Genomic DNA, 15487 nt, shown 5'->3' with positions numbered 1-15487 from the left:
AGTCTTTATACAGCGACTAATTCTGTTTCGATTGTGTCACACAATGGATTGATTTCAGAAACAATACCGTCAATTGTAATACGTTCAGTACGCCCAAACGGGTCAGTAAAGAGACATTGTCCCATAGACATACTAGACACCCATTTACGTGTTTCTTCTGATTTCACAATACCATGAGTATCTAAGATTAAATCTGTCTCAGTCGGAGAGTTAAAACTAAACAATGTACCAAAACCAGTATCATCTAATTCTGAATTAGAATCTTTGTGAGATTGAGAAACGAATACCAAGAAATTATTAAACGACCGACCAGTTCGTCTGATTTTCATAATAATTTCTCTACCCACATCAGTAATATTAAAGAACCATGCTTCATCAATGAAAGTAATTGATTCTTTCTTGCTTTCAGAACCAAATTTGTAACAGAATTGACCTAGGGCATAAAGAGCGACTAGAGACTGTCTTTGATTTTCAGTAATACTTGTTTCACTTGTCGGTAATTCAAGACCAGTTACTTCAATAATTGAAATACGTTTTGACATACTAATGGCTTTATTTTGACCATTAGAGAAACAAAGAGATAAAGTAGAGTTACTCATTTTTTCAAGTAGTAACTCCGCCGTAATTCTCACTCTATCCGTTTCACTCTTAGTGAGGGCTTCCATGATATTTTTAGTACCGACTTTTTCGCCATTTTCACGCAAGACAAGATATTTTTCAATCATTTGTAACAATTCTTTTTCAAATTGTTCATTTTGTTTCAAATCGTAAAACTCGCCAATCATAGATATAATCAAATTTTTAGCTTCTTGACCTGTCAAGAATACTAATGGATCAAGGACACCATGATTTTCAGAATTTCTAGCGTCAATGGTCACAAAATTAATCTGTTTGATATAGTCACAAATTTCAGGATAGATACCTTGACTTTCATACTCATGTAAAACTTTCATGAATTGTTTTCTAACTTCTGCTTTGGGATCAAAGTAAAGCAATTTTGTTTTCAAAATACTATTCATGACGAACGTTTGCTTAACAAAAAATGACTTACCCATGCCCATTTGACCTGTTACTTTTACAAGACCGTCAAAGCTAATTTTACCCTCAACATCTAACTTATTAGCTTGTAACAGATTATAATAGACAAGATTTCTCGAATTTTGAAGTGCTTCTTTATAACCACCAGACCAACGGTCATATCTTGAATCTACTCTACCCATATACAAGCCAACATCAGAACCTACTTTTTGACCAGTAAAAAACAGACTTTCCGCAAAGCCTGCCATTGTGGTTGTTTGTAAGTATCTGCGTTCATTCTCAAATAAAGGCTCAGTCAATCTATGTTTATAAAAGAGATAAATTTGGTCATCTTTAGCACGTGCTAACTCAATGTTAGCTTTTTTGAAATTCCGCATGACAATTTTTATTTTTTCTTGTAAGCGGTCATAATCATCATCATAGACAAACAGTGATTGAAGATAAGAGATAATTGTTTCGCCACGATTTGATTTTTTTACTAAATCTTCTGAAAGGGCTTCTGCTTGTCCGATTTCATCACGAACAATGCCATTTCTCATAGCAATATCTTCATTTGTTTTTTTATGTTTTTGCTTAGCACGATTGGCACGTTGTTGCATTGAATTAAAGCCATTCTTCTTAGCAAAGATAGCCTTTGTTTGTACCTCTGTATCAAAACCTAGTAATCGCCGTCTTTCGATAAAGTGATTATAAGATAAGTTTGACGGTGGTATGGCAATCGGCAATATAGCTAAGTAAGTTGTTTGCGCACCGTCACTTAAAGTTAAGATGCCATAATTTTCAAAACTAACACCAGCACTGCCAAAATTATCAATGTTATTTTCAACTTGAATTACTTCAAGTTGTTTGTCAACCGACATACCACGTGAGTATTGAACAGTATTGACAAAAATTGTTTGGTCTTTCGTTAGCATATAGCCATTAAGTGGTAACAGTGTTTGATAAATTTCATGATTGAGTGCTTCAAATCGTTCATACCAATCTTCATCAAAAGTAACATCAGAACCAATTGTTGCCATTACTCTATTTGAAAAATCAGTAATAGCTGTTTTAAGTCCGTCTTTAAAATCAAGTGACACATGATTATTTCTAAGCGGTATAGTTAAAAAGAATCTATCCTGAGAAGTTTCGCTAATTTGTTTTTTAAGCTCCTCAGCTTGCCTTTTCATAAGATACAAGCCAACTGGTTTAGTATCTTCTGCTAAGTCCTGCTCCAAAAACTTATAATTATGTGTTGCTTCTGTAGAAAATGGAATCGTTGAGACTTCAAAGCCACCGAAAATTTCTAGATCAGATAAAGTATCAGATACCAATTCCTTAAATTCATTTTTCAGTGTAATATCTACTGTATTAACAATCGTTTCAGGAATTTCGTACATTGCATAGACATCAAGATTTGACCGTAACATCAAATTACCGTGAAAAGCAACAATCCCATTTCTTTTATTCAAATTTCTAACTCCTTATTTTCTTTATAAGATTACCTTGTGATAGGTAATGTGTGTTTTTTCTTCTACCGTAAATCAACCAATACATGATTTTATCAAACAAATATCTATGAAAGAATTTACCGTCAATCTTTAAATCAGCCACAGGGTCAGCAAAGTTCCAAGCAATTAAAGCCGAAAATATAAATGCCCAATACACTGAAAAGAAAAATAATACTTTCCAAAAGAATAGCATTGATAAAGTAAACTCTAAAATCAAATAGAAAGCCCATGATAATTTCTTTTCGCCAACCAAAGGTATTGGTGGTAAATATGAAGGTGCTTCTAATGATAATTGGTATGAAAATGTATCCCTATCAGGGTATCTCTCTTTATCTTCCATATTACAAAGAACCAGAAATACCGTTAATTACTTTACCAACTCCAGAAATCACAGAACTAATCACTACTTTCCATGCTTCAAATGTTGTTGGACTTAGAATACTAGATACCGTAAGGCCTATTAAGCCAGTCATTAATGCGTTTGTCTTATCGCCTTTCGCAAAGGCTTTCAAAGCACCGATACCAGCACCGATTAGAATAAGTAATGCGACAGCGTTTAAAATATTTGTCATTTTATTTTTCCTTTTCTTCTTTAAAATAATCTTGTGAGACACCGTGATTTAATGTTTTGACAAACCAAGTATCCCCATTTTTCTTAATTGACAACTCAAAATTTTCTTTATGAATTGAATTGAGACTGTCTTTGAAAGAGACTGTCACAACAGCAGTTGTTGTACCAGAAGCACCTTTAGCATAATAAGTGTAAAGTAACTTATCAAACTTATAGCCTTTAATACCGACAATATCAGCACTCATAGTGGCAAGTGTTTTATCATCAGTTGTATAAGCCGTGAAAAAGGCTTCTAAGAACGTGCCAAACTTTTTAACTTCACTTTCTGTATAGTCTTGTGTTTGTTTTGTCAGACCTTGTTTTTTAACATTATTACCCTGTAACTCGCTTAGGGCAGTCACAAAAGGTGTATCTGACACATAAAATCTGTCAGCTTTACTAGCAAACGGAATATTAAATTCTACTGATTTATCAAGCCATTTACTATTTTTATCAGTTGGTTTTTCTTTTACTTGATAATTGACAACATATGTAGCTAAATTGTTTTCAATTTTAAGTAAAGTACTTGATACTAATTTCATATCACTTTTATTTTCAGGTAGATAAGTCATATTGACATTATCGCCAAAATACTCAGTTAATTTTTTTGAATAATCGCCAGTATTTTGTGACGAGTAGTTAAAATAACTATTAATAAAGCTAGTCATATAGACATTGACTTTATTGTCTGTTTCGCTTAACAAGCGCTTATCAGCAACAACTGAGACAGTTGGTTTAGACAATGCTTTTGACCGTGACAGAATGGATAAAGTTGTTGCGCCAACTGACAAGCTCAATAATAAGCCAATTGTGCCATAGACAAGGACTTTACTTTTGAAAGTACCAGAACCTTTAAGTGTGAATTTTTTCTTGGGCTTATTGATGAAAGTAACAGTTTTCTTGTTTTTCTTATCATCTTTAGGCGCAAACAATTCATCTTTCTTAGTTCTGAGTTTTTTCAGTAAACCTTTGTCTTTTTTCTCAGGCACTTTTTCAGGCTCGTTTTGTTTTTCATCATACCGTGCAATGAGTTGTTTAGCTTCTGATAAAGTAAATAAATCATCAGGTTTGACCTCGCCAAACTCTAACTCTTTAGCAACTATAATTAAATCACTTACTCTGATTTTCATTTCATGCGCAATATCACTTAATTCATAATAGAGTTCTTCTTGTTCACTCAAATTTTTCACTCCTTTTCTAATGGGCTTCGCACCCCATTTGCACACACATAACTAGTTGTGGTTTAGCTTAAATAATAATTTTTGTTATAATCTAAACATGATAACATTTAAAGATTTAAGTAAATGTTAACCTTATTAGCTAACTCTTTTTGTGTCAAACCTTTTTCTTTACGTAATTCTCTTAATCGTTCGGAAAAAATACTCATAACAAACCTTTCTGTTTTGCTATTATAAGAACGCGAACTTTGACATTTGCGCCCCTTAATTTAAAAAAGACCTAAGTCTTTTACATACATATCAATTTGTGACTGGTAATCTGTTTCAGAATAAGTCTCAAAGTTACCGTAACCATTGAAACCGATATAATCATCATTCCAGCCTTTGATATTACCAAAATAAACTGCACGTGCGACATCATAAATTGACATACCAGTTTCTTCAAAAAATTCTTCTGTAAATTCGTAAATCTCTAAGTCAATTTCATAATATCCAGTTGACTCAATTTCACGTAATTTATCAATTAAAGATGAAACATCATACTCCCCACTCCATAGACCAGAAACATTCTCTATATCAAATACACCAAGGTCTAACTCAGGCTGTCCGTTAGGATTGTATTTATCTAAATACTCATCCTCAATTTTTTCATAACTAGAATAAATAAGCTCCTCAACAGTAAACCACCGACCTTTTGAAAAATTGTCAGGATAACTACCGATGAAGAATTTATCATCTTCAATCATTTCATAAACATTAATTTGCATTTTGTCCTCTTTCTATTGATTAAAATAATACCACCCACATTCAGATTAACTCGCTACATCATTTGCCTTACGTGCAAAAGCATAGGTACGTTGACTGAATTTTTTGTGTTGTTCATTAAGAGAATAATAGGACTTGATAACACCCTCCAAAACGCTGTATTCAGCCCCATTTAAATTCTCAGCTTGTTCTTTCAAAATACTATTTAGCTGTCCTGCAATCGTCCACGCTTCATCAAAATTGTGTTTTTCTACCAGCTCCCCTAAAGTACTAATCAACTGTTTAGTTTTTTTAGGGTCAATTTTTGGATATTCTTGTGTTGCATTTGCCATAGGTTATACCTCCTTCATTTTCTTAAAAGTTAGTTTTTTTTAAAAGTTCAATACCCGCCCAATCATTATTTTAATCACTTACTCCCGATAGAGTAATTTGTCATATTCAATGTTTAACCTTTTGAGTTCTTGCAGTTTTTGCGCATTAGTCCAACCATAATAGAGATGTCTGTAATCAAATTTTCTTCTGTCATGTCGCAAATAGTTATAATCACATAGAATATCAATTTTGATACGCATGATTTGACACGCTTCACTATCAATATTCTTTAACATGATTTTTCTTTTTGCTTCATAAGTGCCACGAAATTTTTGAGTGCTGCTTTTTAAAGCAGCTTCAATCAATCGTCTTTCACGTGCTTCATTGATTTTTTCAATATCAGATAATGTTAAATCAGTCATATTCAAGTTCTATCATTTCATGGAAGTTGTCATAAAATGCCCTTTCCTTTTTCTGTTTAACAATAGAATCTACTAAATGTTGATTTTTTTCATCAAGTTCTTTTTCATCAAACAGCTCCATTGTTTTCCGTGAACCAGTTAATCTATCAATCTCCATGTTTCTTTTCAAAGAAGCAAAAACAGATGAATCAAGCCATTTTAGTGTTCGGTCATAACTGACTTCCCTAGGTTTATTGACAAAGCCATAACTTTTATCCGAACCAAAAACATCTAACCATTCAATATCCCAATTACCTGTATCATCCTTAATATCCAAGTAATGAGAGATAATTTGACCTGCTAAATTTTGTAGTGGAATATCGTTATACCAGAAATCAAAAATGACTTGTGTCGCTTTATCGCCAAATAACCTAATTTCATAACGATTTTTATAACCGTACAGCTCATGAATTTCATCAACAAATAGATTTCGAGCCATAGATTGTTCTTTATCTTTTTCATAGAAATTGATATAGATTGATTTACTTTTACGTGAACCAAAATATAACGATAAGCCAGTAGAGATAAACTCGCCGTCTTGATATAAGAAACTTTCATTTGAAGAAAACTGCCTGAAAGGTGTTTGAATTTGACCTGCCAACATTTTGTCATAAAGTTTACGTAAGTCATAGTTACCTTTTTTAGAGTACATTTCATCAGTCGCTAAATCAAGACGAGTGAATTTTAAGTAATCATCTAAATCTTCAAAATTGGTTACCTTTTTTTGATTCATAGAAAAATGGAAACAATCTTGAAAAAACTGTTTCCATGTTCTATTTTGGTCTTTGAGTTCCTGTTCAAACTCACGACAACCGCCACCATTGAATTCAACAAGTGTACCCATATCAATATTTTCACTATGTCGTAAAATACGTATACTACCGTAAGACATGCTCATGTTGTAGTTGTGCATACTTGATACATCAATATTGAATAAGTTACTATCCATGAGGAGTAAATCTTCAATCACTTCAAACCATTTTAAAGTTTTAAGTCTAATTCTCAGATAGTCAACACTTGTTTCTAGTTCATATTTTGAGTTATAACTCAGGTAGTCAAGTAGAACTTTCTTTTTGTCAGGACTTAATGATTTTTTACCAGATAAAACACTACCTATGAATTGACGAGAAACACCAACGATTTTACCAACGTCTTTTTGAGATAAAAGGTAGTTTTTCATGATACCTTTTAAATCAAAATTTTCGTCTATCGTCATGTTTCCAATATTCCTGTTCTGTAATTTCTTTTATCTGATAGTGTGCTAAAGAAAAATTATTACCACAATAGTGTGTACTAATATCACTTTCGACTTCCATTAAGCTATTAGCGCTAATCACGTATGCTTCATCAAAAACACTCATCTCGCCTTTTACAACAACCGCATAATATTTCATATCTTAGTCTCTTTTCTGTATGTTCAAGCAACCTATACTGAATGTCCTAAACCTTGATATAATTGAGTTTAGTTAGTTGGTTGCGATGTTACACCCCGTATTACAATTCGGGGTGTAAGCTGTTTTGCCTATGCCCTTGCGGGCATAGGCAAAGGTCTTGTAACTGCGTAACAAGACCGTAAAAACCGCACTCAANCTTCCGCCTTACGGCTCCGCTTTTCGCCACGTCTTTTACGGTCTCGTTCCACAGACAAGTCCACCGCTCAAAGGTTTTTGTTTTTGATTCTTTCCTCATAATATAGCTTCACTAATAGCTACTTGGTAAGTTTTACCACTCGACTTATAGCTAATTGCCCTTTCAAACATAATTAAATCAGACATACTAAATGTTTTATCAAATTCTTGACCAGCCGTTTCAAACTCAGACTTATACTTTTTGAAAACTCGATAATCAAGTTTCAATTCATCTGATAGTTCTTTAGCCGTATAAGTTTTAATCACAACATCTTGTTTATCAAATTCTAAATCAAGCCTTTCTAAAGTTTCAAACTCATCATAAAATGAAAATTCTTTAACATCAGGCAATTCAGGAGAGAAAAACTCTCTAGCAGGACTACCAAATACACCATAATAACCACGACCATAAACACGTTCGCCATTAATTTGTTCAATATACTTAAAGTATTTATTTTTGTTTTCTTCCCCAAAAATAACCTCATATGAGAATTGAGACAAACGACCAACTGAAATACGTGTCATGATATTATCTTTAAAGGTGGACGGTAAATCATCAGCTTTTACATTCTGAGTTGCGATAATCGCAAAGAAGCCCGCTTGACGACCTTTCAAGATAATCTGTTTTAAAGCTCCCATAGCCCGCTCAGCTTCTAACATCATTTCTCTATCTTCCGACATCATAGCACGTAAAGAGGGAAACTCATCAATGATCAAAAAAGCAGGTTTCAATTCATATTCTTGAAAATTGCCTAGCTCTTTTTGATTTTTTTCTTTTTGAAGTTGACGCATTGTCGCATAACGAATTTCCATGTTTTCTTTAAACTCAATAATTTTATTAATCATATCAGCTACTTCAAAAACCACCCTATCCTGTAGGACTGGTAATTCAGCTAAAGAAACAAAATCAGCTTGTTTAGGGTCTAGTATCTCGACAAGACCCTCTCTAAGCAGTCCATTTAAAATAGAGCGTAAGAGAACCGTTTTACCACCACCAGTACCACCAGCAATTAACAGATGAGGGTTATGCACAAAGTCCCAAAAGACATCTTCCATAAGGATAAGTCCTTTGTCAACCACACGTACATCTTTAGCTGAGATGCGACCTAAGATAGTGTCCGCAGAATAAACATAGCTAATATAGCCTTTTTCATCTATTCTACCCATCATATCTGCAGAGTACATCACTTCTAAAGCACCGCCAATGTTTAAAAACTTATCCTGAAATTGTCGACCCTCTAACTGAAAAGTGACCACAATGGTGTACTTATTTTGTTTGAGGTAAACATTAGGTAGTTTGATTTTATCGGGTTTATCTTTACGTTTTATAGGATAATAAATTTTATTTTCTAACAAATGACGATATAATAATCTTCTATTTCCTAGTTTTTTAAAAAACCAAAATTTGATATGAAGCAACCGATACAAAATAAAAATACCGATAGAACTTACCAGAACTACAAAAAGAAAGTAAACAAGTAAGAAATATAAATTTGAACTCAGTTGTGAAAATAAAAGATAAGTCAAAAGACCAAATAAAAGTAAAAAAGGCAAAAGTAAAATAGTAACTGTCATTCTTGATACTATTTTTTCTTTTTTACCTATTTTTATACCTCTAAAGTAGAAAATCTGTTTTAACAACTTCATTTAACACCACTTTCTAAAAATCAAAACTTATTTCTTTTGATTTTCTTCTTTTGGTTGTGGTGGTTGTGGTGCAGGAGTAGCAGACTGATTAGATACTTTTTCTAACCCCTCAGCTGAAACCGTGAAAAAGTAGTCAGCTACTGTTTCTTGGCGAGTTCGACCATTTGCGGTAGTTACATCAACACGTTTTGTGCCAGTTTGTAATCGAGCAACAACTTTACCAGTCAGACGTACATTATCATTAATATTGAATTTACTGTCGTCAAAGTCTACTGGTACACGAATATCCATATTGTCTTTTTGGACTTCTGAATAAACCTGCACATACAAATGTTCAATTTCATGTGTGTTTTCAACTTTTTGTAAGTTTTTATCAGGTTGTTCTTTATCCAGTTCGGCTTGACTGTCATAGATTGCACCTGTTTCAGTATCTTCATAATTAAACCGTTCAGAAGCAATCGTATCAAGATAAATCAAATCGCCATAAGTTTCTTTAACATCAACAGAATACCCTTTATTAAAGGTATCAAGACCATATTTTTTCTTTGCTTTTGCCATTATTTCATCTCCTCTACACTATCCGCAAAAATCACAGCGGAATCTTTCAAACCAGCAATACCCTCATCAAACATAAAGCCACCAAGTTTAGGCTTAATGATTTTTACCTGTACTCGACTGTTAGGCACAAAACCTTTATTAGCAGGTACAACCACACGGAAATTAGGCTCATTTAAACCACTAGCACTGTAAACTAACAAGTCAGGTTGTGTCATAGTTTTTTTGACTTTAGTCGGGTTAGGATTGACCCAAATTTTTTTATCCTCGATAATTTCTTCCAGTTTTACTGAAAGTGTTTTTAATGCAGACATATTTTTCTCCTAAAAAATCATTGTAATCAAAAATTAAAGAGCTGGAAGTACAGCATTTTGATTAGTTTAACTTCACGACACGCAGTTTAATGACTTGCTTAGGTCAATATCGTCAAAATTTTACTTATTCTCGTCCTCCCATTGTTTTACCCAAGAACTAAAAATATGATTGAATATAAATGAAAACTCATCTTCTTTGATAGGCTCAGGTTTAAAGCCATTTATTTTTTTAACCAAATTATCTATTTCTTGCCAGCGTCTTTTTTTCTCAGCTTCACGAAAAACAGACCTCATACCGTCTTTTAGTTCCTCAACACTAAGTGCTTCAATCTCTTTTCTAGTCATGTTTTCAATTTTTTTATTCTTCATCAGCAACCATTTTTCTATACCACTATTCCTTATATTTTTTATTTTATGTAGCTTTCAGGGATTGAACCTGTTACACGTTGAACCAAAAACACACTAGATATTTTAAACGCATAGTCTTACCATTAAGAAAAGCCACTAAAAAAACAAGACATTCAATACCTTGTTTTCAATCTCAGTTAATTCAATTATCAGACAGTACATAAGACCCTGTCCTAGTCTTGACTGATATATTCAGTCATTAATCTCGTCTATATATGGCTAAACAGTTTATGACATGTTCAGGTCAAAATCGAAAAAATAATATTTTGTAACCAACCAAAACAGTTTGACATTTTCTATACCTCCATAAGTTAATACAGTTTTAAGACTTGCTCAGGTCAAACAAAAAAAGACTAGATTTCTCTAGTCAAAACAGCTTATTCAATACCTGCCAAAAAATCTATAAACCTTGCTTCATCTTGTGAAGATAGGTAGCCTACAAAATTTATCACAACATATTCTTCCTCAACTTGCCTAATTTTAAATGTATCAATCCAAGACGGTTTATTCAAGCCAGAATAAGCCCAATCTTTTATCTCAAAATACTTAGATTGATAGTAATCAGACTTTGAACTAAATTGACTTGTAATATTGTAATAACTAATAATCTCGTTATCGTATTTCAAAACAAAAGCAGGTCTGGTTTTTGAACCAAATTCCCTGCCCTCGTCATATGCTAAATTAGCAATCATAATGCTATGCTCTCTGACATCTCTAGTCATTGAAAAACTCCTTTATATCTTCTTTTTTGGATAAGTCTAGTTTTTGAACTTGAGAATTTTTGAAAGCCAGATCAGTAATCTTTTTTCTATTACTTATCCTTTCGTCATTAAACCAATCACTAGGATAAGGAGTAGTTGTTTCACTATTTTTAAGAGATAGTGGTACTTCTTGTTCGTAAGCTGTTTTAGTAATAAACATTTTGAGAGCAGTTGAAATATCCAGACCTTGACGTTCGAAAACTTTTTGAGCCATATCTTTTATTTGGTCGTCAACTCTTGTAGAAATTTGTATCGTAGTCATGATATACCCTCCTTAATTAACACTATTATATCACAAATGAGTGCTTTTTGTGAGTAAACGTGTTTATTTGTTTTTAAATTCATCTGTTCTAAACTACTTATAAGGAAAGTTGGTAAAATACTTATAAGCAGTTTACAACAGACAAACATTGTCTATTGTCATTTTCACAGGGAACAAGCATATCTAAGTTGATACTCATTGACAATTATTTTCTTTATTGCTAAAGAAACAAACATACCGAAGTTGGCACTCATTGATAATTGTTTTCCTGACTTAATAGAAACAAGCATATTCATCTAGTATGATATTCAGCAAATGCTTTCTATCGGAAAATTAAAAAGTATCAGATTAAACTGATACTGTATATATTGTGTTACATTTATAATCATTATAATCTCTAGTCTTTCATTTTCAAGACATAGAAAAATTGAACCTACCACCAGTTGTACTTGTATAAAACAAGGTTGAAATATTTTCATAAGTCAACTAACATCTTACCCATACGAAAAACTTTTAGTCATTTTTCGAGCGCCATGCGTTCCTTTGTTAGACAGGTTCACTACATAGACCGAGATTTGATTGTGGCTCACTTATTAAAAGGTCATCGCTCACTAAATCTATGCAATGTTCTGAGGACTCTACAATCCCCTATGGGCTTTTTACGGATCCACCGCCATTATCATTTTGACAATGGCTTTACAATCAGTTATAATAAAAGTGCGAACAATTATTTAAAATGATTTGTAAGTCATTGTCTTAACGATCTGATTTACTTTTCAAAGTTCAATTATTCAAAATTTTCTTTTTTGTATGACTTGATTTATGTTTTGATTCCTATTAGGATAATTAATCAAGACCCGCAAGTTAACTTTGAATAGTGTTCTTGAAGTATTCGGCTATTTATATTATAATAAGTAGCCTTTTGTTTCAAGAGTTGTGTAATTTATTAACTACATTATTATTGTAATCTATTGACTACAATAAGTCAAGGGATATCTTAAAAAAATTTATTTATTTTTCAAGGAGAAAAAAATGTTCTACGAACGCTTGAAATCACTAGCTTTAGAAAAAAATTTATCTTTAAATCAAGTTGAAAAAAATCTGAAGCTATCTAGAAATACATTAGCTAACTACAAAAAGGGACAGACTCCGTCAACAGAAAGAGCTATCTTATTAGCAAATTTTTTTAATGTATCCACAGATTATCTTTTAGGAAATACTGACATAAAAAATCAAAATCAGTTTGACGAAGATTTAGAAAAATCCCTAGACACATTTAAATCATTTGACGGAAAACCAATGTATGATGATGACCGTGAAAAAATACGTGAATTTTTACGCAAAAGAATGGAAGATAGACTCAAAGATAACTAATATATGCTATCAAAGATTAAGCGACTAATAAAAGAAATTGGAATAGAAATTCAATATATGGATTTTAGTGGTAATGGATATTTTGGTATCGAAAATAACACCGCCATTATCTTTATAAATGAAAGTTTAGACGAAATAGAAACATCACTTACTTTATTGCATGAAACAGCACATTTCCTAAATGGAGATTGTAAAAAATATATCACTAATCATTTCCAAAATGATAATTTAGAGTTTGAAGCAAATAAATACATGATAAGCAAAGTCATGAGAATGCTAGATGAAAAATACGACTTCACTCCAGATACGAACTATCAACAAATAATTGATAGCTTGAACCTGCCATATCATCTTGATGGTGTTATCGTTGATGAATTTAACGATATTATATCTGATAAGTTTGGTATGACTCCTTATCAATAGCTAGATTATTTATATGAATAAAGAAAATTCACTTTTGTCAAGTTCTCATTTGAAAAAATTAGCTTGATAAATACACTTAACATTAATTATTTTGATTTTTCAAAGAATGGAGCTAACAAAATTTGATTTCTGTAAATAATAATACAAAGCTATTAAATGGTATAGTCAGCATTGAGAGAGACTATCAAGATTATTTTGGAAATGAATTTGCTATTGACTATGAACATCTGTATAAGAAACAGTTTGATACTAGATTGTCTCGATTATGTTCCAGTTTGCATCATCAGTTAATAGAGAATTTAATAATATTAAACAGTAGTATAAATGGAGGCGGTCACTACTGGGCTAATCCCAGTAGAGATTTGATAAAAGCAATTTCATTATCAAATAGATTTATCAGTAATCTTAAAAATTCAGGAGAAAATGTGGTGATTGCTGAATACTATAACAAAGTGATGAAAGAATGTAGAGATTTTTTGTCGATGTCTGGTGGAAGCACAGTCCCAAGGGATATGAAAGAAGTTGATATATATTACGTCCTTCCAATTTTTGAAGTCACAGATACAATCCAATTACCAAACAAATCATCATATAACTTTCAATTGAAACCAATTGGTAGTGGTTCCTATGCTTCAGTCTATAGCTATTTAGATAGCAGTTATAATAAAACTTTTGCTGTAAAACGTGCCAAAGACAATATTTCCCAAAAAGATTTAAAGCGTTTTTATTTAGAATTTGAAACGATGAAAAAATTAAGTTCTCCTTATTTACTGGAAGTATATTCTATTGACAAATCAAAAAACGAATATGTTATGGAATATGCAGATATGACACTTCTAACATATATCACAGCTCAAAATCAAAAACTGACTTTCGAGGAAAGAAAATCGCTATGCTATCAGATTATTAGAGGATTTGAATATCTAACCGAAAAGGGGATATTACATAGAGATATTGCACCTAATAACATTTTGATTAAAGAATATGAAGATACAAAAATTGTCAAAATTGCTGATTTTGGGAATGTAAAATTAAGTGATAATTTGCTAACTTCTATCAATACAGAAGTTAGAGGTTCATTCAATGATATTTCGGGACTACAACGCATAGGATTTAGTAATTATGATTTTAGATTTGAAGGTTTCGCTTTATCTAAGCTACTGTACTTTGTTCTAACAGGGAGATATAGAAATTTTAATAAATTTAACTATAGTAATTTAGAACAATTTATGGAAAAAGGAACTAATCCTCAATTAAATCAAAGATTTAGTGATATTTATGAATTAAAGATGCTATTCTCCACAATAACATCGAAATAAAACTATCTTCGAGTAAAGGTGGTTGACTAATCTATTTTATGATGTTAACTAGTGTCTAGTTTATCCCAATTTATGAGATTTGGTTTATTTTCGTAGAAGTTTCATCTTGTAAAATCTCAATCTAAAAGAATTTATAAGTATTGAATATTTATAGTTTTCCAAAAAGAGATTTTTATAGCGTTAGTGTCTCTTTCATATCAATATTTCAAAACACTTTATGATTTAAGCCAATTACAAATTACCTGAAAATCATAAATAACTAAAATCTTCTTATCATTTAGCTGGTATTCTAATTGATGAATTTAACAACATTATTTTGTATTTAACTACTGCTTTTTGGTTGCTTTCTTAGTTTCAACAAATATTAAATAAAAGAAAACCCAAAAATATATCTACATCTTTTTGAAAAATAAAATGCTATACTATAATAAAAAATAGAAACTAAAAGTACGGAAGTTTTTTTTATGGAATATTGGATTTTCCCTGTCGAACCTGATTTATTTGATACTCGTAATGCATTTAGAGATTTAAATACTGTCCATTAGCAACAAGGAAGAGTTGTATCTATTAATATAGGAGACATTGCTATTATTTATGAGTCCAAACCTACAAAAGGTATAATTATGAAAACTGAAGTTGTTAGTAAAAATGAATATGGTTTTGATATTGATGTAAACAGTTATTCAATCGGGAATAATAGATTTACTGCCCCTTGGTTGAAGTTAAAGCTAATCTCGGAGTTTTCTAGTCCGATACCATTAAATTTATTGAATGAACATCGTCTAAGGGGGAACATTCAAACAAAGAGACGTTTAGATTATGAAATTGTTTCTGCACTAAATTTATTAAGAATGCACGTAGTAATATATTGAATACAAAATAAAGTCTACCAGTTTTTTCTTACTGATAGACTTTAGGGCACCTCTAATAACTACCAATTAA

General features: G+C 31.8%; 20 protein-coding genes. 4 read left to right on the top strand and 16 right to left on the bottom strand.

From position 1 onward, the window contains the following. Nucleotides 1-5 precede the first annotated feature (5 nt). The 16 genes from RR45_RS08395 to RR45_RS08325 form a co-directional block, all read right to left on the bottom strand. The gene (locus tag RR45_RS08395; protein WP_031367044.1) at nucleotides 6-2489 is read right to left on the bottom strand and encodes an ATP-binding protein; all 2484 of its coding nucleotides are present in this window, start codon (nucleotides 2487-2489) and stop codon (nucleotides 6-8) included. A 4-nt stretch (nucleotides 2490-2493) separates the two neighbouring features. Beyond that, nucleotides 2494-2868: a hypothetical protein gene (locus RR45_RS08390; RefSeq protein WP_031367045.1), complete on the bottom strand. Its 375-nt coding sequence runs from the start codon at nucleotides 2866-2868 to the stop codon at nucleotides 2494-2496. A gap of 1 nt (nucleotide 2869) precedes the next feature. After that, a complete protein-coding gene (locus RR45_RS08385) occupies nucleotides 2870-3100 on the bottom strand; it encodes a hypothetical protein (RefSeq protein ID WP_031367046.1) in 231 nt (76 codons plus the stop codon). 1 nt (nucleotide 3101) lies between these two features. Next, nucleotides 3102-4319 carry a conjugal transfer protein gene (locus tag RR45_RS08380; RefSeq protein WP_031367047.1) on the bottom strand — a complete coding sequence of 406 codons (1218 nt, stop codon included), beginning with the start codon at nucleotides 4317-4319 and terminating at the stop codon, nucleotides 3102-3104. Between the two features lie 107 nt (nucleotides 4320-4426). After that, entirely contained in the window at nucleotides 4427-4525 is a 99-nt protein-coding gene (locus tag RR45_RS11655; protein ID WP_143188758.1) for a helix-turn-helix domain-containing protein, read from the bottom strand. A gap of 60 nt (nucleotides 4526-4585) precedes the next feature. Then, nucleotides 4586-5083: a hypothetical protein gene (locus tag RR45_RS08375; protein ID WP_031367048.1), complete on the bottom strand. Its 498-nt coding sequence runs from the start codon at nucleotides 5081-5083 to the stop codon at nucleotides 4586-4588. A 45-nt stretch (nucleotides 5084-5128) separates the two neighbouring features. Beyond that, nucleotides 5129-5413 carry a hypothetical protein gene (locus RR45_RS08370; RefSeq protein ID WP_072353657.1) on the bottom strand — a complete coding sequence of 95 codons (285 nt, stop codon included), beginning with the start codon at nucleotides 5411-5413 and terminating at the stop codon, nucleotides 5129-5131. A 78-nt stretch (nucleotides 5414-5491) separates the two neighbouring features. Further along, the gene (locus tag RR45_RS08365; protein WP_031367050.1) at nucleotides 5492-5815 is read right to left on the bottom strand and encodes a hypothetical protein; all 324 of its coding nucleotides are present in this window, start codon (nucleotides 5813-5815) and stop codon (nucleotides 5492-5494) included. Continuing rightward, nucleotides 5808-7070: a replication initiation factor domain-containing protein gene (locus RR45_RS08360; protein ID WP_072353659.1), complete on the bottom strand. Its 1263-nt coding sequence runs from the start codon at nucleotides 7068-7070 to the stop codon at nucleotides 5808-5810. Before RR45_RS08360 ends, RR45_RS08365 begins: the two co-directional genes overlap by 8 nt. Then, the gene (locus tag RR45_RS08355; protein ID WP_031367052.1) at nucleotides 7048-7248 is read right to left on the bottom strand and encodes a hypothetical protein; all 201 of its coding nucleotides are present in this window, start codon (nucleotides 7246-7248) and stop codon (nucleotides 7048-7050) included. The genes RR45_RS08360 and RR45_RS08355 overlap by 23 nt, the downstream gene beginning before the upstream one ends. Before the next feature lie 291 nt (nucleotides 7249-7539). After that, nucleotides 7540-9129: an FtsK/SpoIIIE domain-containing protein gene (locus RR45_RS11050; RefSeq protein ID WP_031367053.1), complete on the bottom strand. Its 1590-nt coding sequence runs from the start codon at nucleotides 9127-9129 to the stop codon at nucleotides 7540-7542. A gap of 27 nt (nucleotides 9130-9156) precedes the next feature. Continuing rightward, complete coding sequence (locus RR45_RS08345; RefSeq protein ID WP_031367054.1) at nucleotides 9157-9687, bottom strand: DUF961 family protein; 531 nt, start codon at nucleotides 9685-9687, stop codon at nucleotides 9157-9159. Next, nucleotides 9687-9998 carry a hypothetical protein gene (locus tag RR45_RS08340; protein WP_031367055.1) on the bottom strand — a complete coding sequence of 104 codons (312 nt, stop codon included), beginning with the start codon at nucleotides 9996-9998 and terminating at the stop codon, nucleotides 9687-9689. Before RR45_RS08340 ends, RR45_RS08345 begins: the two co-directional genes overlap by 1 nt. A 120-nt stretch (nucleotides 9999-10118) precedes the next feature. Continuing rightward, nucleotides 10119-10367, bottom strand: a complete 249-nt coding sequence (locus tag RR45_RS08335; protein ID WP_031367056.1) for a hypothetical protein — start codon at nucleotides 10365-10367, stop codon at nucleotides 10119-10121. A 416-nt stretch (nucleotides 10368-10783) separates the two neighbouring features. Next, a complete protein-coding gene (locus RR45_RS08330) occupies nucleotides 10784-11128 on the bottom strand; it encodes a type II toxin-antitoxin system PemK/MazF family toxin (protein ID WP_031367057.1) in 345 nt (114 codons plus the stop codon). Then, on the bottom strand, nucleotides 11121-11429 hold the full coding sequence (locus tag RR45_RS08325) for a type II toxin-antitoxin system RelB/DinJ family antitoxin (RefSeq protein ID WP_031367058.1): 309 nt from the start codon (nucleotides 11427-11429) through the stop codon (nucleotides 11121-11123). The genes RR45_RS08330 and RR45_RS08325 overlap by 8 nt, the downstream gene beginning before the upstream one ends. A 1032-nt stretch (nucleotides 11430-12461) precedes the next feature. Here RR45_RS08325 and RR45_RS08320 point away from each other — a divergent pair. The 4 genes from RR45_RS08320 (at nucleotide 12462) to RR45_RS08305 (ending at nucleotide 15417) form a co-directional block, all read left to right on the top strand. Beyond that, nucleotides 12462-12803 (top strand): helix-turn-helix domain-containing protein, encoded by a 342-nt coding sequence (locus tag RR45_RS08320; protein WP_031367059.1) that lies wholly within the window; start codon nucleotides 12462-12464, stop codon nucleotides 12801-12803. A 3-nt stretch (nucleotides 12804-12806) separates the two neighbouring features. Then, the gene (locus tag RR45_RS08315) at nucleotides 12807-13226 is read left to right on the top strand and encodes an ImmA/IrrE family metallo-endopeptidase (protein ID WP_031367060.1); all 420 of its coding nucleotides are present in this window, start codon (nucleotides 12807-12809) and stop codon (nucleotides 13224-13226) included. A 122-nt stretch (nucleotides 13227-13348) separates the two neighbouring features. After that, a complete protein-coding gene (locus tag RR45_RS08310; protein ID WP_031367061.1) occupies nucleotides 13349-14545 on the top strand; it encodes a protein kinase family protein in 1197 nt (398 codons plus the stop codon). 623 nt (nucleotides 14546-15168) lie between these two features. Next, nucleotides 15169-15417, top strand: a complete 249-nt coding sequence (locus RR45_RS08305; RefSeq protein WP_031367062.1) for a hypothetical protein — start codon at nucleotides 15169-15171, stop codon at nucleotides 15415-15417. The last annotated feature ends 70 nt before the right edge of the window (nucleotides 15418-15487 follow it).

The organism is Pseudolactococcus chungangensis CAU 28 = DSM 22330 (assembly GCF_002441885.1).
Lineage (GTDB): Bacteria > Bacillota > Bacilli > Lactobacillales > Streptococcaceae > Pseudolactococcus > Pseudolactococcus chungangensis.
The sequence above is the reverse complement of the archived record's forward strand: the minus strand, read 5'-3'. Positions and strand labels throughout refer to the sequence as shown.